21 protein-coding genes are annotated in these 19020 nt (G+C 61.9%); 7 read left to right on the forward strand and 14 right to left on the reverse strand.

From position 1 onward, the window contains the following. Positions 1-16: 16 nt before the first annotated feature. From AB1J88_RS01850 to AB1J88_RS01865, 4 genes are read right to left on the reverse strand one after another with little or no spacing between them, the layout of a single operon-like run. A complete protein-coding gene (locus tag AB1J88_RS01850) occupies positions 17-592 on the reverse strand; it encodes a DUF6162 family protein (protein ID WP_108183366.1) in 576 nt (191 codons plus the stop codon). Beyond that, positions 589-930, reverse strand: a complete 342-nt coding sequence (locus AB1J88_RS01855; protein WP_430290050.1) for a hypothetical protein — start codon at positions 928-930, stop codon at positions 589-591. The genes AB1J88_RS01850 and AB1J88_RS01855 overlap by 4 nt, the downstream gene beginning before the upstream one ends. Then, a complete protein-coding gene (locus AB1J88_RS01860) occupies positions 927-1469 on the reverse strand; it encodes a hypothetical protein (protein ID WP_041069742.1) in 543 nt (180 codons plus the stop codon). Before AB1J88_RS01860 ends, AB1J88_RS01855 begins: the two co-directional genes overlap by 4 nt. After that, the gene (locus AB1J88_RS01865; protein WP_430290052.1) at positions 1466-2656 is read right to left on the reverse strand and encodes a PepSY-associated TM helix domain-containing protein; all 1191 of its coding nucleotides are present in this window, start codon (positions 2654-2656) and stop codon (positions 1466-1468) included. Before AB1J88_RS01865 ends, AB1J88_RS01860 begins: the two co-directional genes overlap by 4 nt. Positions 2657-3064: 408 nt before the next feature. Here AB1J88_RS01865 and leuC point away from each other — a divergent pair, with 408 nt between their 5' ends. Further along, the gene (leuC, locus tag AB1J88_RS01870) at positions 3065-4483 is read left to right on the forward strand and encodes a 3-isopropylmalate dehydratase large subunit (RefSeq protein ID WP_430290053.1); all 1419 of its coding nucleotides are present in this window, start codon (positions 3065-3067) and stop codon (positions 4481-4483) included. Then, the gene (leuD, locus tag AB1J88_RS01875; RefSeq protein WP_430290054.1) at positions 4480-5094 is read left to right on the forward strand and encodes a 3-isopropylmalate dehydratase small subunit; all 615 of its coding nucleotides are present in this window, start codon (positions 4480-4482) and stop codon (positions 5092-5094) included. Before leuC ends, leuD begins: the two co-directional genes overlap by 4 nt. Positions 5095-5217: 123 nt before the next feature. Here leuD and AB1J88_RS01880 read toward each other — a convergent pair whose 3' ends face one another. The 4 genes from AB1J88_RS01880 to soxR all read right to left on the reverse strand — a co-directional run bounded on the left by AB1J88_RS01880 (position 5218) and on the right by soxR (position 8320). Beyond that, positions 5218-6168 carry a LysR substrate-binding domain-containing protein gene (locus tag AB1J88_RS01880; RefSeq protein WP_430290055.1) on the reverse strand — a complete coding sequence of 317 codons (951 nt, stop codon included), beginning with the start codon at positions 6166-6168 and terminating at the stop codon, positions 5218-5220. A gap of 24 nt (positions 6169-6192) precedes the next feature. After that, positions 6193-7068 carry an alpha/beta fold hydrolase gene (locus tag AB1J88_RS01885; RefSeq protein WP_430290056.1) on the reverse strand — a complete coding sequence of 292 codons (876 nt, stop codon included), beginning with the start codon at positions 7066-7068 and terminating at the stop codon, positions 6193-6195. Positions 7069-7307: 239 nt separating this feature from the next. Beyond that, positions 7308-7766 carry a VOC family protein gene (locus AB1J88_RS01890; protein WP_430290057.1) on the reverse strand — a complete coding sequence of 153 codons (459 nt, stop codon included), beginning with the start codon at positions 7764-7766 and terminating at the stop codon, positions 7308-7310. Between the two features lie 104 nt (positions 7767-7870). Beyond that, positions 7871-8320 (reverse strand): redox-sensitive transcriptional activator SoxR, encoded by a 450-nt coding sequence (gene soxR / locus AB1J88_RS01895; RefSeq protein WP_430290058.1) that lies wholly within the window; start codon positions 8318-8320, stop codon positions 7871-7873. Between the two features lie 92 nt (positions 8321-8412). Between soxR and AB1J88_RS01900 the strand changes: the two genes are divergently transcribed. Continuing rightward, the gene (locus AB1J88_RS01900) at positions 8413-8778 is read left to right on the forward strand and encodes an antibiotic biosynthesis monooxygenase (RefSeq protein WP_041069765.1); all 366 of its coding nucleotides are present in this window, start codon (positions 8413-8415) and stop codon (positions 8776-8778) included. Here the strand turns inward: AB1J88_RS01900 and AB1J88_RS01905 are convergent. The 4 genes from AB1J88_RS01905 to msuE all read right to left on the reverse strand — a co-directional run bounded on the left by AB1J88_RS01905 (position 8775) and on the right by msuE (position 12933). Next, positions 8775-9878, reverse strand: coding sequence for a sigma-54 interaction domain-containing protein (locus tag AB1J88_RS01905; protein ID WP_414905365.1), 1104 nt, complete (start codon positions 9876-9878; stop codon positions 8775-8777). The genes AB1J88_RS01900 and AB1J88_RS01905 overlap by 4 nt on opposite strands. 25 nt (positions 9879-9903) lie before the next feature. Continuing rightward, the gene (locus AB1J88_RS01910; protein ID WP_430290059.1) at positions 9904-11091 is read right to left on the reverse strand and encodes an acyl-CoA dehydrogenase family protein; all 1188 of its coding nucleotides are present in this window, start codon (positions 11089-11091) and stop codon (positions 9904-9906) included. Positions 11092-11219: 128 nt separating this feature from the next. Continuing rightward, positions 11220-12359 (reverse strand): FMNH2-dependent alkanesulfonate monooxygenase, encoded by a 1140-nt coding sequence (gene ssuD / locus AB1J88_RS01915; RefSeq protein ID WP_222018801.1) that lies wholly within the window; start codon positions 12357-12359, stop codon positions 11220-11222. A 10-nt stretch (positions 12360-12369) separates the two neighbouring features. Further along, complete coding sequence (msuE, locus tag AB1J88_RS01920; protein ID WP_041069777.1) at positions 12370-12933, reverse strand: FMN reductase; 564 nt, start codon at positions 12931-12933, stop codon at positions 12370-12372. Between the two features lie 392 nt (positions 12934-13325). Here msuE and AB1J88_RS01925 point away from each other — a divergent pair, with 392 nt between their 5' ends. The 4 genes from AB1J88_RS01925 to AB1J88_RS01940 all read left to right on the forward strand — a co-directional run bounded on the left by AB1J88_RS01925 (position 13326) and on the right by AB1J88_RS01940 (position 17537). After that, entirely contained in the window at positions 13326-13583 is a 258-nt protein-coding gene (locus AB1J88_RS01925) for a hypothetical protein (protein ID WP_003226643.1), read from the forward strand. A 102-nt stretch (positions 13584-13685) separates the two neighbouring features. Beyond that, the gene (locus AB1J88_RS01930; RefSeq protein WP_108183357.1) at positions 13686-14300 is read left to right on the forward strand and encodes a LysE family translocator; all 615 of its coding nucleotides are present in this window, start codon (positions 13686-13688) and stop codon (positions 14298-14300) included. A 205-nt stretch (positions 14301-14505) separates the two neighbouring features. Further along, positions 14506-15672, forward strand: a complete 1167-nt coding sequence (locus tag AB1J88_RS01935; protein ID WP_430290060.1) for an aminotransferase class V-fold PLP-dependent enzyme — start codon at positions 14506-14508, stop codon at positions 15670-15672. 56 nt (positions 15673-15728) lie between these two features. Continuing rightward, the gene (locus AB1J88_RS01940; protein ID WP_430290061.1) at positions 15729-17537 is read left to right on the forward strand and encodes an aminopeptidase P family protein; all 1809 of its coding nucleotides are present in this window, start codon (positions 15729-15731) and stop codon (positions 17535-17537) included. Between the two features lie 44 nt (positions 17538-17581). Here the strand turns inward: AB1J88_RS01940 and AB1J88_RS01945 are convergent, their stop codons facing one another. Both AB1J88_RS01945 and AB1J88_RS01950 read right to left on the reverse strand, forming a co-directional pair. After that, positions 17582-18178 carry a 2-hydroxychromene-2-carboxylate isomerase gene (locus AB1J88_RS01945; protein WP_430290062.1) on the reverse strand — a complete coding sequence of 199 codons (597 nt, stop codon included), beginning with the start codon at positions 18176-18178 and terminating at the stop codon, positions 17582-17584. A gap of 40 nt (positions 18179-18218) precedes the next feature. After that, positions 18219-18950: an SDR family oxidoreductase gene (locus tag AB1J88_RS01950; protein WP_086794364.1), complete on the reverse strand. Its 732-nt coding sequence runs from the start codon at positions 18948-18950 to the stop codon at positions 18219-18221. Positions 18951-19020 lie beyond the last annotated feature (70 nt).

Below are 19020 nucleotides of genomic sequence, written 5' to 3' on the forward strand. Positions count from 1 at the left end.
GGGTGAAGGCGAAGGTTCAGTGGCGATGCTCGCGGGTCACACCGGCATCGAACTGCGCGACGATCTGTTTCCAGCCAGCGGCGGACAGCGCGGCGTCGGTCAGGTCGGCGGGCGTCTGCAGCTCGGCAGCGCGGTTGAGCCAGATGTCCGGCGCGGCAGTGGCGTCGGCGCTCAGCCGCATCACGAACGAACCGGCGACGGCGGGCGCCTGGCTGTGGCCGAAATAGGCGGTGTCTGCCAGCAATTGCCAGGCATGTCCGCCACGGCTGACCGAACTGGCGTCCTGGGCGAACGGGGCGAAACCTTCTTCAGCCAGGGTCTGTGGCGTCGGCAGGCTTTGCTGTTCTGCACGCAGCAGGCGGATTTCGTCGAGGGTCACCCGCAGGTCGGCGTAGATGCCTTGCTCGGCGGCGCTGAGGTCGCGCCGCGCATCGAGCTGATGGCTGGCGACTGGTTCCGGTTCATGGGACACACCGCGCCATGCCACCACCGAGCCGGCGACGGCAAGGATCAGCAAACACAACAGCAGAACGTTAAGGGTTTCATGCCCGGCACCGGCCGGGCGGACGACTTGCGTGGTGGGCGTGCTCATGGGGCCTCGATGTCGGCTTGGTCGATTTCCACGACGTGGCCGGGGCCGGCGTCGAACAGCACGTAAAACTCGGCTGCCGGTTTCTTGAACGTCACGGTCGAGTCGGCGCCGAGCTTGCCCGGCAGCAGAATGGTTTCGTCGTAACCGATCACATCGAGGGTCACCCCCGGCGCGCCGCTGCCGTCGGAGAAGCCGCCGGTGCATTTGATCTGCTCGGCATCGACGGCTTTGCATTCGCACATCGGGTTATGGGCCAGGGCGCCGGCGCTGAAACTTGCGCACAGCATCAGCAACGCGGCGCGCAACCGCAGGCGGGAAGGGCGTTGAACGCGGTTCATGGTTTGGCTCCTTGTTTGGTCAGCCAGGCGAGGGTCGCGGGAGAGGCCTGGCTCAGGGGAATCGAGGCTTGGTGCAGGCTGCCGTCCCAGCCTTCCATGGTGATCCACAGTTCGGCATCGGCCTTGGTCTTTTCCGCCACCGGCAATTGCGCGCCCATGCGATACGGCGTGCCAAAGAAAATCACCCCGGCGGCGCGCAGGCTGCGCGGTTTGCCGATGCGCAGGTAGGTGGCCTTGACCTGTTCGACACAGGCATCGCACAGGGCGGCATTGAAGTCCTTCATGTAGCCGGCGGGGCCGCTAAGGCGCGGTGCTTCGTTACGCAGTTCGGCCAGGCGCAGGCTCCACGGGCCGACCTGGATCTCGCCGACCTCATGCTCACCAAGGCCGACGTCACCGCGAAACAGCGCGGCATCGGCGAAGTACTTGGGCATGAACCCCAGCGGAATCAGCAGCAACAAGGCGTTCAGGTGAAAGCGCCATTTGTGCCAGAAGCGGCGCAGGGCGGACGGTTGGGCAGTGCGGTTGGACGGGCTCACAGGTTGACCTCCGCCGGTTCACGGCTGACGCGGGGGCTGCGGGCCTTTTTGTTTTCGCGCTTGAGGGCGTTGGCGGTGGCCAGCGCGGTGCGCTTGGTCCAGATCAACAGGCCGCTGAGGACCATCATGCTCAGCAGCAGACCGAAGAAGAACCAGATCAGTTTGATCCACAGACCGCCGAAATCACCGGTGTGCAGCGGGCGCATCGACTCGGTGACGAACTCCAGCGAGGAACGGTCAGTCAGCAGTCGCGTGGCGGCCATGTCACCGTTGTACGGGTTGAGCGTGGCGGTCTGGAACATCAGCGGATACCAGCCGCGACCGCCAAGGCTCAGGTGGCTGTAGGCATTGCCCGGCAGGCTGACGAAGCTGACTTCCAGCCCGGGGATGTGCTGTTCGGCGATCTGCACCGCGCGATCAAGGCTGATCCGTGGGGGAGGACTGGCGTCGCTCGACATCGGTACGCTTTCCCGGGACATGGCGGGAATGATCGGCTCGCTGCTGATGGACACCTGGTTGTCGGCCAGAATGGCCTGGATCAAAAACCAGGTGCCGGTGATCGAGATCACCGCGATGAACCAGATCGACCAGATGCCGCTCAGTCGGTGGAAGTCGCCCCAGAAAATCCGCGCGCCGTGGCGAAAACGCAGGGTGGGTTTGAAGAAACCTTTCCAGAAGCGCTTGTACACCACCAGCCCTGTGACCAGCGAAGCGAGCATTGGCAGGCCGAGGAACGACACCAGGTACCAGCCCCAACTGAAACCGTTGGTGAACGGCACCAGCCACCAGCCGTGCAGGGCGCGGGTGAACGCCTTGAAGTTGAAGTCCGGCGCCGGACCTTGAATCACCCCCGTGTACGGGTTGACGTAGACCGTCTGGGTACGGCCGTCGGGGTAGCTGACCTCGACATCGAGGGCGAAGTGCGACTCGTCGGGACGGCTGATGCTTTCCACCAGCGTCTGCGGTTCGGCCTGTTTGATCGCGGCCAGCACCTGATCGTAACTGAGCCGCGGCGCGTCATCCGATGGCTGGCTGGCGCGCATCTGCGGGTTGGCCAGCCAGACGATTTCCTGGCTGACCACCGCCAGCGTGCCGGTGACACAGACGATCAGGACAAAAAACCAGATCGGCAGCGCGAGCCAGCTATGCACCAGGAACCACAGTTTGGAACGGGATTTCTTCGACATGATTGCGCGTCTTGATTTCGATGAAAGGGCACGCGGCTACGGGCTTCGCAGCGCGGGTGTCCGCAAAAGGCGCGGTCGTGGCGGTTGCCTGTGCGAACGGCCTGCATCTCTATAGGACGGATGAGCCGGACAAATCCCGAAAGGTGATATGAAAGCAAATGTTTCGCACTTCGCAGGGGGCGACGACATCCCCCTGTAGGAGCTGCGGCACGCTGCGATCTTTTGATCTTGATCTTTAAACAACAGATCAAAAGATCGCAGCCTCGTTGCACTCGACAGCTCCTACAGGATTTTTGCGGGCAGGCGATCAAACACGATTCATGAACGCCGCTCTCACTGCCTGGCAATTGATGCGATCAAAGCGCTCCCTATGATGGAAAGCACTGGATTCCCCGAGTGAGCCCCCTGATGAGCCCCAGAACCCTCTACGACAAACACATCGATTCGCACACCGTGTGCCGCCTCGACGATCAGGGCCATGTGCTGCTGTATATCGATCGCCAGGTGATCAACGAATACACCAGCCCTCAGGCGTTCAGCGGTCTGCGGGCTGCCGGGCGCAAGGTCTGGCGGCCGGGTACGGCGTTGGCGGTGGTCGATCACGTCAACCCGACCACCCCCAAACGGGTGGCGGCGATGCCTGATGCCGGCGGTGCGCGGCAGGTGTCGTATCTGGCGGAGAACTGCCGGGACTTCGGCATCGAACTGCTGGATATCCTCGATAAACGTCAGGGCATCGAGCATGTGATCGCCCCGGAGCAGGGCTTCATTCTGCCGGGCATGGTCATCGCCGCCGGCGACAGCCACACCACCACGTACGGCGCGCTGGGGGCGTTCGGATTTGGCATTGGCACCTCGGAAATCGAGCACCTGCTGGCCTCGCAAACGCTGGTCTACAAGCGCCTGAAAAGCCTGCGCGTGACGGTGGAGGGCGAGCTGGCGCCGGGGCTGACGTCCAAGGATGTGATCATGGCGCTGATCGGCCGCATCGGTGCATCGGGTGCCACGGGTTATGCCATCGAATTCTGCGGTTCGACCATCGAAGCCCTCAGCGTCGAAGCGCGGATGACCATTTGCAACATGGCGGTCGAAGCCGGCGCACGCGGCGCCTTCATGGCACCGGACGAAAAAGTCTTTGCTTATCTCAAGGGCAAACCCCGCGCACCGCAAGGCGAACGGTGGTCGCTCGGCGTGGAAAAATGGCGTGAATTGCGCAGCGATCCCGGTGCGGTGTTCGACCGCGAAATCCATCTCGACGCCAGTCTGCTGGAACCGATGGTCACCTGGGGCACCAGCCCGGATCAGGCGGCGCCGATCGGCGCGCAGGTGCCGGACCCGCAAAGCATCGACGATCCGATCCTGCGTCAGGACATGCGCCGCGCCCTGCATTACATGGGCCTGGAGCCGGGCATGGCGCTGCGCGATATCGTCATCAGTCACGCGTTTATCGGCTCCTGCACCAACGCGCGGATCGAGGATCTGCGTGACGCCGCCAGCGTCGTGCGTGGACGGCAGGTGGCCGGGCATGTGCGGGCGATGATCGTGCCCGGCTCCAGTGAGGTCCGCGCTCAGGCTGAAGCCGAAGGGCTGGCGCAGATCTTCATCGACGCCGGTTTCGAATGGCGTCAGTCCGGCTGCTCGATGTGCCTGGCGATGAACGATGACGTGCTCGCGCCCGGCGACCGCTGCGCCTCCAGCACCAACCGTAACTTTGAAGGCCGCCAGGGCGCCGGGGCGCGTACGCACCTGATGAGCCCGGCGATGGTCGCCGCCGCCGCGATCAGCGGCCACCTCACCGACATCCGCCACTTTGGAGAACGTCCATGAGTCTGCAACCCTTCACGCAAGTCAGCGGCCGGGCCGCGCCGCTGCTCGCGGCCAACGTCGATACTGACGTGATCATGCCCAAGCAATTCCTCAAGGGCATCGACCGTCAGGGGCTGGATCGTGGGCTGTTTTTCGATCTGCGCTTTCTCGCCGACGGTACGCCCAACCCGGAATTCGTGTTGAACCAGCCAGCCTGGCAGGGCGCGAGTTTTCTGGTGGTCGGGGCGAATTTCGGCTGCGGTTCCAGCCGCGAACACGCGGTGTGGGGGCTGCAGCAAATGGGCATTCGCGCGCTGATCGGCAGCCGTTTCGCCGGGATCTTCTACGACAACTGCCAGCGCAACGGGGTGTTGCTGATTACCCTGGACGAGGCACAGCTGCAGCGCATTGGCCGGTTGGTGAGTCAGCCTGAAACGGCACAGATCAGTGTGGATCTGGAGGCGCAGCAGATTCGTCTGGCGGAAGGTGAAGTCATCGACTTCCAGATTGATGGCTTGCGCAAGACCGCACTGTTGCTGGGGCTGGATGCGATTGGCAGTACCTTGCAGCGGCGAGCGCAGATCGAGGCGTTCGAGCGCGAACACCTGGCCGCCAACCCATGGCTGACCTGACACCCCTTTGACCCTGTGGGAGCTGGCTTGCCAGCGATGAGGCCAGCACATCCAACATTTATATTGGCTGAACTGACGCCTTCGCTGGCAAGCCAGCTCCCACAGGGTTTTGTGATGTTTGGGCTAGAGAGAAAGATCCTTGAAATGCCCCTGCAAAAACTCCACACACGCCCGCAGCTTGCCGGAATTGGCCAGCCGCGTCGGATATACCGCCCAGACGTTGGCGCTCTGGCTGTAATCGGCCAGCACCGGCAGCAGTCGGCCCTGTTCCAGCAACGGTTTCACATCCCACAATGAACGCAGCAACACGCCGCGTCCGTCGAGCGCCCATTGCAGGACGATCTCGCCGTTGTTGGAAGACAGCGGCCCACTGACCCGCACGCTTTCCTGCGTGCCGTCGCGATCCAGATGCCAGACGCCGAAAGCGTTGTCGCGCTCCTTGATCACCAGGCAGTCATGTTGTTGCAGATCGTCCAGAGTCTGCGGTGTGCCGCGGCGCTCAAGGTATGCGGGCGCAGCGCACAGCACCCGGCGGTTACTCACCAGTTGCCGGCCGATGTGCTGACCGGGCAGGTCGTCGCCGACGCGGATTTCCAGATCGAAGCCTTCGTTGACGATGTCCACCGCGCGGTCGAACAGGTCCAGGCGAATCTGCAACTGCGGGTGAAGCTCGGCCAGCCGCGAAACCGCAGGCGCCACATGATTGCGGCCGAAACCGAAACTGCTGCAGATGTGCAGGCGCCCGCGTGGGCTGTCGTGGGCGTCGGCGAGGTCGTCGCGCAGTTGCTGGAAGTCATCGAGGATGCGCAAGGCCCAGCGCTGCACCCGCTCGCCGTCTTCGGTCAGCGACACGCGGCGACTGGTGCGGTGCAGCAGTCGGGTGCCGAGGGTCGATTCGAGAATCTGGATGCGTTTGCTGACGTAGGCCGGGGACAGGCCCAGTTCATCGGCGGCAGCGGCGAAACCGTTCTTGCGGATCACGGTCAGCAGCACGCGCAGGTCTTCGGGCAGGGGCACGGGGTCTTGGTTCTGGGACATGTGGGAACGAGCACTGGCGGCACAAGCCGCCAGCATAGCATCGGCCGTACAGGGCTCGATTCAGCGCAGGAAATCCAGCGCTTCGGCGAGCAACAGTTCGGGCACTTCTTCGGCCAGATAATGCCCGGCCGGCAGCGCCTTGCCACTGACGTTGGTTGCCACGTGCTGCCATTCCTTGAGCGGGTCGAAGCAACGCCCGACCGTGCCTTGCGCGCCCCACAGCACCCGCAGCGGCAGGTCGAGATGATGGGCGGCAGCGAGGTCGGCCCGGTCATGTTCCAGGTCGATGCTGGCGCTGGCGCGGTAGTCCTCGCAAATACCCCGGGCGCTGCCGGGACGTTGCAGGCAACGCAGGTATTCGCTGAACGCTGGTTCGGTGAACGGCGCGAGTCCGGCGCTGCGGCTGCCCATCACGCTGCGCAGATAGCCTTCGGGATCGGCTTCGATCAGGGTTTCCGGCAACGGCGCCGGGCGGATCAGGAAGAACCAGTGCCAATAGGCGCGGGCGAACGCTTCGTTGGTCTGCGTGTACATTACCAGGGTCGGGGCGATGTCCAGCAGCATCATCCGTTGCACCGCCGCGCGGTGGTCGAGGGCCAGGCGATGGCCGACCCGGGCGCCACGGTCGTGGGCCAGAATCGAAAACTGTTCGAAGCCCAGTGCCTGCATCAACTCGAGGTTGTCCCTGGCCATTTCGCGTTTTGAGTAATGACGATGCTGTTCATCGGCAGCCGGCCGGGCGCTGTCGCCGTACCCACGCAGGTCGGCGGCGACCACGGTGAAATGCTCCGCCAACTGCTCGGCAATCTTGTGCCAGATCACGTGGGTCTGCGGGTGTCCGTGCAACAGCAACAGCCCCGGGCCGCTGCCACCGAGGCGGTAAGCGATATCGACGCCGTTGACATGGCGCTGGTCTTTGCTGAATCCGGCAAACATCGGGCTGATCCTTGTTCAGGTGCGGGTGGGATGCATCCTGAAAGTGTTCGGCATCCGGGGCAAGGGTTGAAGCGTGGTGTGGTGGTTCATGAAGTGTGATGTGTGTCGCCAGGGCTGGCCCCCTTCGCGGCAAGCCCGCTCCCACAGTGTTTTTCTGTGTGACACCTATCGTGTAAACACCAGAGATCCCTGTGGGAGCGGGCTTGCCCGCGAAGAGGCCAGCCCAAACCCTGAAAATCTCAACCTTGGCTGAACATCTCCATCGCCCGCTGCTTGATCTGCTCTTCTGTCAGATCCTCCTTGCGCGTCGCCAGAAACCACAGATGCCCATAAGGATCCTTCAGCGTCCCGCTGCGATCACCATAAAACTGATCCTTGACCTCAGACACCGCTTGCGCCCCGGCCTCCAGTGCTCGCTGAAAGGATTTGTCGACATCGGTGACATACAGATGCAGACCGACCGACACGGCATGGTCCGGGCCGCTCAATGGCCCTTGATCGCACGGTGTGCCGAGCATGATCGCGCTGTCGCCAATGCGCAGTTCGGCGTGGCCGATGCGGCCGTCCGGCATGTCCAGGCGCATGACCACTGTGGCGCCGAAGGCTTTTTTATAGAATTCGATGGCATCGGCAGCCTTGAGAATGCCGAGGTACGGGGTAATGCTGTGATACCCCTCGGGAATGGGTTTGACGCTCATGACGTTCTCCCTGTTCTTTGTTTTGCGAGGTAGGGCTCCACCGGATTTGTGGAAGATTCACTATAGAACTGTCTGCGCGGGCAGAAATTTTCCCCGACGAGCCGTCAGCCGAGAAAGTGCGCCCCCGGCCCTTTCTCACCGAGCACATCGCCCTGGTTGCGCAACGGGCAAGCTTCCATCGACAGACAGCCGCAGCCGATGCAGCCGGTAAGCCGGTCACGCAACAGGATCAGTTGATTAATCCGTTCATCCAGCTCGCGGCGCCATTGCTCGGAAAGGATTTTCCAGTCCGCTGCGGTTGGTGCGCGGTCGTCGGGGAGTCTCTTCAGCGCCTCGCCAATCTCCGCCAGCGGAATACCCAGGCGTTGCGCGACCTTGATCAACGCCACCCGGCGCAAGACCGCCCGTGGATAACGGCGCTGATTGCCGGCATTGCGCTGGCTCTTGATCAGGCCTTTGGCTTCATAAAAGTGCAGGGCAGTGACCGCGACACCGCTGCGCGCGGCGACTTCGCCGACGGTGAGCGGTTTGTGCAGGTTTTCCGGGGTGATCATTTTGCAAAGGGCTCTTGACCTTGACTTAACTAGAGGTTTTACCCTGCAGGCCTTCGTGTCGCAAGACTCGGCTTAATGAGTGGGGACTTCTCATGCAAACCTCAGCGAAAAATCGCAGTTTTACCCAGTTGATCGAATTTGAGATCGAGCCGCGTCAGCAGCCGGCATTGGTTTGTGCGCTGTCGCAGCAGAGCGAACATCTGGCGCAGCGCTACGCAGGCTTCGTCAGCGCCAGCGTCCAGGTCAGCGACGACGGTCGGCGGGTGCTGAGCTTGCTGCAGTGGCAGAGCCGCGAGGCCGGGGAGGCGGCGTTCTGTCGCTATGAAAGCGGCGAGCAGGATTTCTGGCAACTGATCCGCGCCCATCAGGCGAAGACCGTGACCTTCAATTCTTTTCAGGTGTTGAGCAGCATCGCCCGCAGTCATGACGATGCGCTGCACTGCAATCTGGTCGGCTAGATCGACAACTGGATCAGGCGTTCACCGTGCAGATTCTCCGTGAGCCGCCGCTTGTTCACCGCCAGTTCGCCGATCTTGATCAGCCGTGTGCGCGTGACGTTGCGGCTCAGACCAAGCAGCGCGGCGGTGTGCACCTGGTTGTAATGGCAGAAGCGATAGGCGGCGCGCAGCAAGGCGTCTTCGACCTTTTCGTGGAGGGCGCCGGCCTGTTGCTCGAAGAGCTTTTGAAAGGCCCTTTCCAGCAACGCTTCCGGTGAATCGTCGGCGCTCGACTGCTGATCGTCCGCGCGCTCGATGCGCAGGTTGGACAGGCGCAGATCGTCGCGCTCGATCACGCCATTGCGGCAGATCAACAGGGTGTGATGGATGACGTTTTCCAGTTCGCGAATGTTCCCTGGCCAACTGTAGCTGCGCAGTTTCTGTTCGGCACCGGGGCTGATGTTGACCCGTCCGTAACCCAGGCGCTGGCTGTAGGCCTCGATGAAATGCCGGGTCAGCGGCAGGATGTCGCCGGGCCGTTCGCGCAGCGGACTGAGTTCCAGATTGACCACGTTCAAACGGTAGAACAGGTCTTCGCGGAAGTTGCCGGCATTGATCGCTTTCTCCAGTTGCACGTTGGTCGCGGCCAGCACCCGCACATCGATCGGAATGCTTTTGCGCGAGCCGAGGCGCACCACTTCGCGCTCCTGCAGCACCCGCAGCAACTTGACCTGAATCGCCATTGGCAAATCGCCGATTTCGTCGAGGAACAAGGTGCCGCCATCCGCCTCTTCGAACCAGCCGGCCTTGGCGCTGAGCGCGCCGGTGAACGCGCCTTTTTCATGGCCGAACAGCTCGGCTTCCACCAGTGATTCGGAGAAGGCGCCGCAGTTGACTGCGACAAACGGCCGATGCCGGCGGTGGCTCAGATTGTGGATATGACGCGCCACCAGTTCCTTGCCGGTACCGGTCTCGCCGATGATCAGCACGCTGGCTTCGCTCGGCGCGACTTGTTGCAGATGCGCCAGCAAGGCCTGGGATTTCGGGTCTTCAAAGACCTGCGCGGTGGCACGGATCGACGTCGCCAGAGCGGGTGAGGGCGGAAGGGTCAGCAGTTGCATGGAACTCGCTCCATTAAAGGCAAGATCAGGAATAGAACGTTGGCACTGGCAGCGCCTGGTTCAGCGCCCAGTCGCCCAGCTCGTGGAGTTTGTAATCGAGCGGGTCGTGCAGGGTCTGCGTGCGCAGGTTGCGCCAGTGTCGGTCAAGACGCAGCGAGGCGTGGGTTGAGCGCGCGCCGGTGACTTCGAACAAACGGCTGCAGATGTCCAGCCCCTGACGACTGGCGGCGACCTTGGCGGTGGCAATCGCCGTGGCCAGATGTCCACGCTCTTCTGCCGTCAGGTTCGGGCCTTGGGCCCAGGCCTCGTCGAGCAGCGCGGCGGCCCGCTCGACCAGCAGACGAATGCCTTCCAGTGCGACCCAGAATTCGCCGTAATGCGCGAGCACGTACGGATCTTCGCGTACGTTGCGGGCAGCGGATTTGTGCCAGAGCCGGGTTTCGCTCAGGGTGTATTGCCGGGCTTCTGCAAAGGCACCTTCGGCGATGCCGAGAAACATGTGGGTGAAGGTCAGTTGCGCGATCAGCGGACGCAGGCAGGCGAACGGTGTGCTCAACGGCCCGGGATCGAGCAGTAGCTCGGATTCTTCGACCCGCACCCGTTCGAACGTGGCGCTGCCACTGTCGGTCTGGCGCTGGCCGATGTTGTTCCAGTCGTCGTGCAGGGTGATGCCGCTGCGACCGCTGGGGATCGCCGCGATCAGCAACTTGCCGCCGGCACTTTCGTCGACGGCCGAGGCGATCAGCATCTGTGAATCGCTGGCGCCGGAGCAGAAGCTTTTCTTCCCGGAAAACTCGCGCCAACCGCCGAAGTCCTTGACCACGGTGCGGGTGTCGAGCGGGTTGAGGGCGTTGCCCCAGAACCAGTTCTGCCGCGCGGTCTGCTCGAACCACGGCTGCCATTGTTCGGGCCGCGAGAACAGGCGAACGGTGGCGAGCATCAGGTGATGAAAACCGAAGACGTGGGCGATGGAACTGTCGACCTTGGCGAACTCGCGCACGATCTGCAGGGTTTCGCTCCATGTCGCGCCGAGGCCGCCGTAGCGGGTGGGAATGCTCAGGGCCAGCAGGCCGCTGTCGCGCAGGGCATCGCGCTCGGCCTTCGGCGTACCGCCGCGCTCGTCACGCTCGACGGCGGTGACGGCGAATTCGGCGGCCAGTTGGCGCGCGGTCTGCAGCGGGGAGAGCAGGGTGCTTTGTGGTTTGGCGGTCACACCAAATCTCCTATGTTTTACAACTGTCCTGTAGGAGCTGCCGAAGGCTGCGATCTGTTGATCTTGCTTGTAAAAAACAAAGTCAAAAGATCGCAGCCTGCGGCAGCTCCTACAGAGTTTGTGTTGGGTCAGGACTTGGTGGGCAACACATCGTTGGCAATCATTTCGCCAAACGGCCCGGTCAGGTTAGTCACGCCGCGGCCGGCAAGGCTTGCATACGGCTCGGGCAGCAGCGGGAACACCCGTTCGGCAAAGCGATAAGCTTCTTCCAGATGCGGATAACCGGAAAAGATGAAGCTCTCGATGCCGAGGTCGGCGTACTCCTTGATTCGCGCGGCCACTTGCTGCGGATCGCCCACCAGCGCGGTACCGGCACCGCCACGTACCAGACCGACGCCGGCCCACAGGTTGGGGGCGATTTCCAGGTTGTCGCGACGCCCGTCATGCAACGCCGCCATGCGCCGCTGGCCTTCGGAATCGAAACGCGAGAAGGATTTCTGCGCGGCCTCGATGGTCTCGTCGCTGATGTGCTCGATCAGTTTGTCCGCCGCTTTCCATGCTTCTTCGGCGGTCTCGCGAACGATGACGTGCAGGCGAATACCGAACTTCACCTTGCGCCCATGACGAGCGGCGCGTTCTCGCACATCGGCAAGTTTTTCGGCGACAGCGGCGGGCGGTTCGCCCCAAGTCAGGTACACGTCGACTTGCTCGGCGGCCAGATCATGCGCGGCGTCGGACGAGCCGCCGAAATACAGCGGCGGATAGGGTTTCTGCACGGGCGGATAGAGGGCCTTGGCGTTCTGTACTTTCAGGTGTTTGCCTTCGAAATCCACCGATTCGCCTTGCAACACCCGGCGCCAGATCTTGAGGAATTCGTCGGTGACTTCGTAGCGTTCGCTGTGGCTGAGGAAGCTGCCGTCGCCACGGTTTTCGTCGGGGTCGCCGCCGGTCACGACGTTGATCAGCAGGCGGCCGTTGGACAGTCGATCGAGCGTCGCCGCCATGCGCGCCGAAACAGTGGGCGAAATGATCCCCGGGCGGATCGCTACCAGATAACGCAGGCGTTCGGTCAACGGCACCAGCGCCGAAGCGATCACCCACGAGTCTTCGCAGGAGCGCCCGGTGGGAATCAGCACGCCGTGATAGCCGAGGCTGTCGGCGGCTTGCGCCACTTGTTTCAGGTAATTCAGGGTGACCGGGCGTGCGCCTTGGGTGGTGCCCAGGTAATGCCCGTCGCCGTGGGTCGGCAGGAACCAGAAAACCTCCATGAACAGCTCCTTAAGCGATTTTCAGCAACGGTTTGATTTGTGTGCCGAACAGCGGCGCGGCGCGTTCGGCGGCCAGACGGATCCGCGCTTTCAGCGGTTCGCTGGTGATCTGGTAGTCGGCGAAATCGGCTTCGGTGGCGTAGACCCCGATCGGCAGGGTCACCGCCTGGAAGAAACTGAACAGCGGCCGCAACTGGTGATCGAGCACCAGCGCATGACGCTCGCTGCCGCCGGTGGCGGCGAGCAGCACCGGGGTGTCGATCAGCGCGTTGAGGTCGATCAGGTCGAACAGGTGCTTGAGCAGTCCCGGGTAGGAACCGCGATACACCGGCGCGGCGACGATCAGCAGATCGGCCTGTTCGATGGCTTGCAGTTCGGCTTCGACTTCGACGCTCAGTTCCTGACGCGACAGGGCAGCACCCAACGGCCGGGCGATGTCACCGAGTTCGATCAGATGACTCTCGACCGGCAAGTGCCCGGCCAGTTCGGCCAACAGCGCTTGGGTCAGCACCAGCGTGCGTGATGGACGCCAGGTGCCGCCGGAGAGGGCGACGACTTTCAGGGGACGCGACATGATCAGTTCCTTTTTATCAACAGTTGCTCAGCGAGCAGTGAGTCATTGCCAAGGCTTGAGCAAGCGCTGTACCAATTCCTTAAAGGCCCGGTTTACTTGGGCCTGAGCGCTCTGGCGTGAGTCGGTTGTGCGGATATCAGGCGGGTTTGTTGATCTGCTGTTGCCTGAGCAACAGTTGCTGGAGCAACAGTTGTTCGCCGAGTGCAGGGATTTATAGCGACTGCTGTTTATTCCGTAAAAGAACGTTAATCGATATTTATAGATCGTTAAGAGATATGTCGCCGATCAAGCTGAAATCCTGATAGCCACTATTGAGCGCGTTGATTTTTGCCCGGGCGGGCGCGGGCGTAGCCTTTGTCCATCGACTACCACCGCTCGCCAGGACGCTCCCCATGAATCGTTTACTGACTGTTTCGCTGTTGCTCGTTGTCTCCGTACTCGCCGGTTGCGCGACCCATGTTTCCCCCGAACAACGGCCTTACACCGCCGAAGAAACCCGCGAACTGGCGATGGAAGCGCTGAATCGCAGCGGCTTGTCCTTCGACGAATATCACGCGAAGAAAGCCGCACTGCTGGGCGAATCGCAATTCGACAAGAAAGCTGAAATGAGCGCCGGGCGAGCCATACAGCTGCACGGTCGTCCAAGTTAATCGAAAACTGTACTGCTCGAATTTTCGCGTAACTGTCCGTGGGTTTGCGGGCTGCCGTGCGATAGGGTCAACACCTGAATGACCCCCGACGGATTGCCCTCCATGACCCTTTCGCTTGATCTGCTGTTGGGCTTTGCCCTGTTTGCCCTTGTCACCTCGATTACACCGGGGCCGAACAACACCATGTTGCTGGCGTCGGGGGTGAACTTCGGCTTCAACCGCACCATTCCTCACATGCTCGGCATCACCTGCGGTTTCTTCGTATTGGTGGTCGCGGTGGGCTTTGGCCTGGGCGCGGTATTCCAGACATACCCGATTCTGTACACGGTGCTGCGCTATGTCGGCGCCGCGTATCTGTTGTACCTGGCGTGGAAAATCGCCCACTCGGGGCCGGTGGGCGAGGGCGTCGAAGGCGAGGCCAGGCCGATCAGCTATCTCGGCGCGGCGGCGTTCCAGTGGGTCAATCCCAAGGCCTGGATCATGGCCATCGGAGCCATCAGCACCTACACGCCGATGCAGGGTTATTTCACCAACGTGGTGGTGATTGCCGCCGTGTTTGCCATCATCAACCTGCCCAGTGTCGGCGTCTGGGCGGCGTGTGGCACGCTGTTGCGCAACGTGCTGAAGGAGCCGCGCTGGTTGCGCGTGTTCAACTGGGGCATGGCGGCGCTGTTGGTGATTTCGCTGTACCCGTTACTTCTCGAAAGCTTTCACTGACGCATTGCTTCAACCGCCGGCCCGATGCCTGTTAAGCTCGGCTTCAGGAGCGTTCCTACGCACTTTTAAATGAAGTTGTTCTTCTTTAACGGCATCCGATCAGGTATTGATGACGCTCTCGAATCGACGCGCAGCTCACGAGGCTGCGTTGTGCCGTTTGCAGACACGAGCCTCCTGATCCCGGAACACGCTCTGCGAGTCTTTTATGAATAAACGTCCGCTGTATTTCGATTACGCCGCCACCACCCCGGTGGACGAACGGGTCATCCAGGTGATGATCGACTGTCTGGGTTTTCACGGTAACTTCGGCAACCCGGCGTCCAGCTCCCACGCTTTCGGCCAGCAGGCCCGGCAAACGGTCGAGCAGGCCCGCCGACAAGTCGCCGAACTGGTCGGCGCCGAAGCCGCGCAGATCGTCTGGACCTCCGGCGCCACCGAATCCAACAACCTCGCCCTCAAGGGCGTGGCGCAGGCGCGCGGCGTTGCCGGTGGCCACATCATTACCAGCCAGATTGAACACAAAGCCATTCTCGATACCGCCCGGCAATTGCAGGACGGCGGCGTTGCGGTGACCTATCTGGTGCCGGACGCCGATGGCCTGATCACCCCGCAGGCGGTCAGTGAAGCCATGCGCGACGACACTTTTCTGGTGTCGCTGATGCTGGTCAACAACGAACTCGGCACCCTCAACGATATCCCGGCCATTGGTGAAGTCGTGCGCGGCCGTGGCGCGTTGTTCCACGTCGATGCCGCGCAGGGTGCGGGCAAAGTGGCGATCGATCTGCAGCAATGGCCGGTGGACTTGATGTCGTTTTCGGCGCACAAACTCTACGGCCCCAAAGGCATCGGTGCGTTGTACGTCGGCCCCGGCGCGCAACAGCGCTTGCTGGCGCAGATTCACGGTGGTGGCCATGAGGGCGGATTGCGCTCCGGGACGCTGGCCACCCATCAGATCGCTGGTATGGGCGCGGCATTCGCCTTGGCCGCTGCGGCGTTCTATGAGGAGAAAGCATCCATCGTGGCGCTGCGTGAGCGCTTGCTCGAACAGTTGTCGAGCCTGCCTGGCGTGCGCCTCAACGGCAGCGATAGCCAGCGCATCCCGCATACGCTGAGCCTGACGTTCAGCGAAGGTGAATTCAACAGTGCGGCCTTGAGCCAGTCGATCGCCTTTTCCGCGACCTCGGCGTGTAACTCGGCGAGCAACACGCCCTCTCACGTGCTGTTGGCCCTGGGACACGATGCCCGGCTGGCCGGTCGCACCATTCGCCTGAGCCTCGGCCGTTTCACCACCGTCGACGATATCGATCAGGCGGCAGAACTGATCAAAGGCGCCTGCGCCAGTGCCCCGGCATTCTGGGCGACAGGGCTTTAACCAGCCGGTTTTCACGGCTACGAACAATAACGATGAAGTGATTGGCAGGAGACATGATGAGTACCCAGACTTTGACCGAAGGAACGGTTCCCCAGCGCCTGGCGCACACCCGTGAACTGATGCGCCGCGAAGGCATTCATGCGTTGCTGGTGCCGTCGGCGGACCCGCACCTCTCGGAATACCTGCCGGGTTACTGGCAGGGGCGACAATGGCTGTCGGGCTTTCATGGCTCGGTCGGCACTTTGATCGTGACTGCTGATTTCGCCGGAGTCTGGGCTGACAGTCGCTATTGGGAGCAGGCGACCAAGGAACTCAAGGGCAGCGGCATCGAACTGGTCAAGCTGCAACCGGGTCAGCCGAGTCCGCTGGACTGGCTCGCCGAGCAGACACCTGAAGGTGGCGTGGTGGCGGTCGACGGCGCGGTGATGGCCGTTGCCTCGGCCCGCACGTTGAGCAGCAAGCTTGAAGCCCGCGGCGCGCGTTTGCGTACTGACATCGACTTGCTGAATGAAGTCTGGGCGGACCGCCCGAGCCTGCCGAATGCGCCGATCTATCAACATCTGCCACCGCAAGCGACGGTCAGTCGTGGCGAGAAACTCGCCAAACTGCGTGAGACCTTGCGGGAACGTGGCGCTGACTGGCACTTCATCGCCACCCTCGACGACATTGCCTGGCTGTTCAACCTGCGCGGTGGCGATGTCTCGTTCAATCCGGTGTTTGTGTCGTTCGCGTTGATCAATCAACAGCAAGCGACCCTGTTTGTGGCCTTGAGCAAAGTCGACGCCGAGTTGCGCGCAGTGCTGGAGCAGGATGGCGTGACTCTGCGCGATTACCGCGAAGTCGCCGACGCCTTGCGCGCTGTACCAGGCGGCGCCAGCCTGCTGGTGGATCCGGCGCGGGTGACCAGCGGTTTGCTGGATAACCTCGACAGCGCGGTGAAACTGGTCGAAGGCCTGAACCCGACCACGCTCGCCAAATCGCAAAAGAGTGAGGCTGATGCGCAGCACATCCGCAAAGCCATGGAGCAGGACGGCGCGGCGTTGTGCGAATTCTTCGCCTGGCTGGAATCGGCCTGGGGTCGTGAACGCATCACCGAACTGACCATCGACGAGAAGCTCACGGCTGCCCGTGAGCGTCGTCCGGATTACGTGTCGCTGAGCTTCAATACGATTGCCGCGTTTAACGCCAACGGCGCAATGCCGCACTACCACGCCACCGAAGAAGAACACGCGGTGATCGAGGGGGACGGCTTGCTGCTGATCGACTCGGGCGGCCAGTACCTGGGCGGCACTACCGACATCACCCGAATGGTGCCAGTGGGGACGCCGACGGCTGAACAGAAGCGTGACTGCACTCGGGTACTCAAAGGCGTGATTGCTCTTTCGCGGGCGCAGTTCCCGAAAGGCATTCTGTCGCCGTTGCTCGACGCCATCGCCCGCGCACCGATCTGGGCGGAAAGCGTGGATTACGGTCACGGCACCGGTCATGGGGTCGGCTATTTCCTCAACGTGCATGAAGGCCCGCAGGTGATCGCCTATCAGGCAGCACCGGCACCGCAAACGGCGATGCAGGCGGGGATGATCACCTCGATCGAACCGGGCACTTATCGTCCGGGCCGTTGGGGCGTGCGCATCGAGAACCTGGCGATGAACCGCGAGGCGGGGAACAGCGAGTTCGGTGAGTTCCTCAAGTTTGAAACCTTGACCCTGTGTCCGATCGACACACGCTGCCTGGAGCCGTCCTTGCTGACGCAGGAAGAGAAGCAGTGGTTCAACGTCTACCACGCTGAAGTGCGCGAGCGTCTGAGTCCGTTGCTGGAGGGCGCTGCGCTGGAGTGGCTGAACACGCGCACCGCGGCGATCTGAATGGCTGAAACCCGGGCGCTGTCGGCAGTGCCCGGGTGTTGTTTCTAATCTTGACGCAGGGCATCTTCGACGAAGTCGAGGCGGTCCTGTCCAAAGAACATCTGATTGCCGATAAACATGCTCGGCGCGCCAAACACCCCGCGTTTAATGGCTGTTTCGGTGTTGTCCTTCAGGGCTGCCTTTACCGTCTCGTCGTTGGTCAGGGCCAGAACTTCATTGGGGTCGAAGCCGTGCTCGCTCAATACCGCAGCGACAGTTGCCGGTTCATCGAGTGGGCGTCCCTCCACCCACAATGCCTTGAACAGACAATCAATAAATGCGTGAAAGCGTTCCGGTTGGCGCAGTTGGATGCCGGTGACCGCGCGCATCAGCGTCAGTGTGTTGATCGGAAAGTGCGGATTGAATTTCAGCGGCACGCCATAGCGTTTGGCATAGCGATCCAGATCCTGAAACATGTAGCGGCCCTTCGCCGGAATCATCGCCGGCGAAGCGTTGCCGGTCGCTTTGAACACGCCGCCCAGCAGCATCGGGATGTAGATCAGTTGGCTGCCGGTGTCGGCACAGATTTTCGGCAACTGGGTATAGGCCAGGTAAGTGGCAGGGCTGCCGAGATCGAAATAGAACTCCACGGTTTTCGTCATCTTCGCTGCTCTCTATTTATTGTTATGGAGGAGGCGGGGCTTACCAGCGTTCGTTCCACGGGCGCAGATCCAGCTCGAAGGTCCAGGCATCCCGTGGCTGACTGTGCAGATACCAATAGTTTTCGGCGATGTGTTCGGGATTGAGAATACCGTCCTGATCCTTGGTCGCGTACTTCTCCGGGAAACTGTTGCGGATGAAGTCGGTGTCGATGGCGCCATCGACCACTACATGGGCGACGTGGATGTTCATCGGGCCCAACTCGCGAGCCATGCTTTGCGCCAGTGCACGGATACCGTGTTTGGCGCCGGCAAACGCGGCAAATCCGGAAGCGCCACGCAGTCCAGCGGTGGCGCCAGTGAACAGAATGGTGCCGCGCTGGCGCGTGACCATGCGCTTGGCCACTTCGCGGGCATTGAGAAAGCCCGAGAAACAGGCCATTTCCCAGATCTTGAAATACTTGCGCGCAGTTTCTTCGAGAATGCTGCAAGGCACGTTGGCGCCGATGTTGAAGACAAACGCCTCGATCGGACCCAGGCGGGTTTCGATTTCTTCAATCAACGCAATGACGTCTTCTTCCTTGCGTGCATCGCAGGCAAAACCATGTGCTTCTCCACCCTCGGCCGAAATCGCGTCGACCAGCGGCTGCAATTTGTCGGCACTGCGCCGGGTGACGCAAGCGACAAATCCTTCCCTGGCAAAGCGCTTGGCAATCGCTCCGCCGGTGGCATCGCCGGCACCAACAACTAATACGACCTTCTTGTTGTTATTCATGGGTGAACCCCTTTAGTAAACGATCGTTAAGTGAACGAACGTTATGCTAGGATCCGGACAACGTCAAGGC

Source organism: Pseudomonas sp. S8 (genome assembly GCF_050473925.1).
GTDB lineage: Bacteria > Pseudomonadota > Gammaproteobacteria > Pseudomonadales > Pseudomonadaceae > Aquipseudomonas > Aquipseudomonas parakoreensis.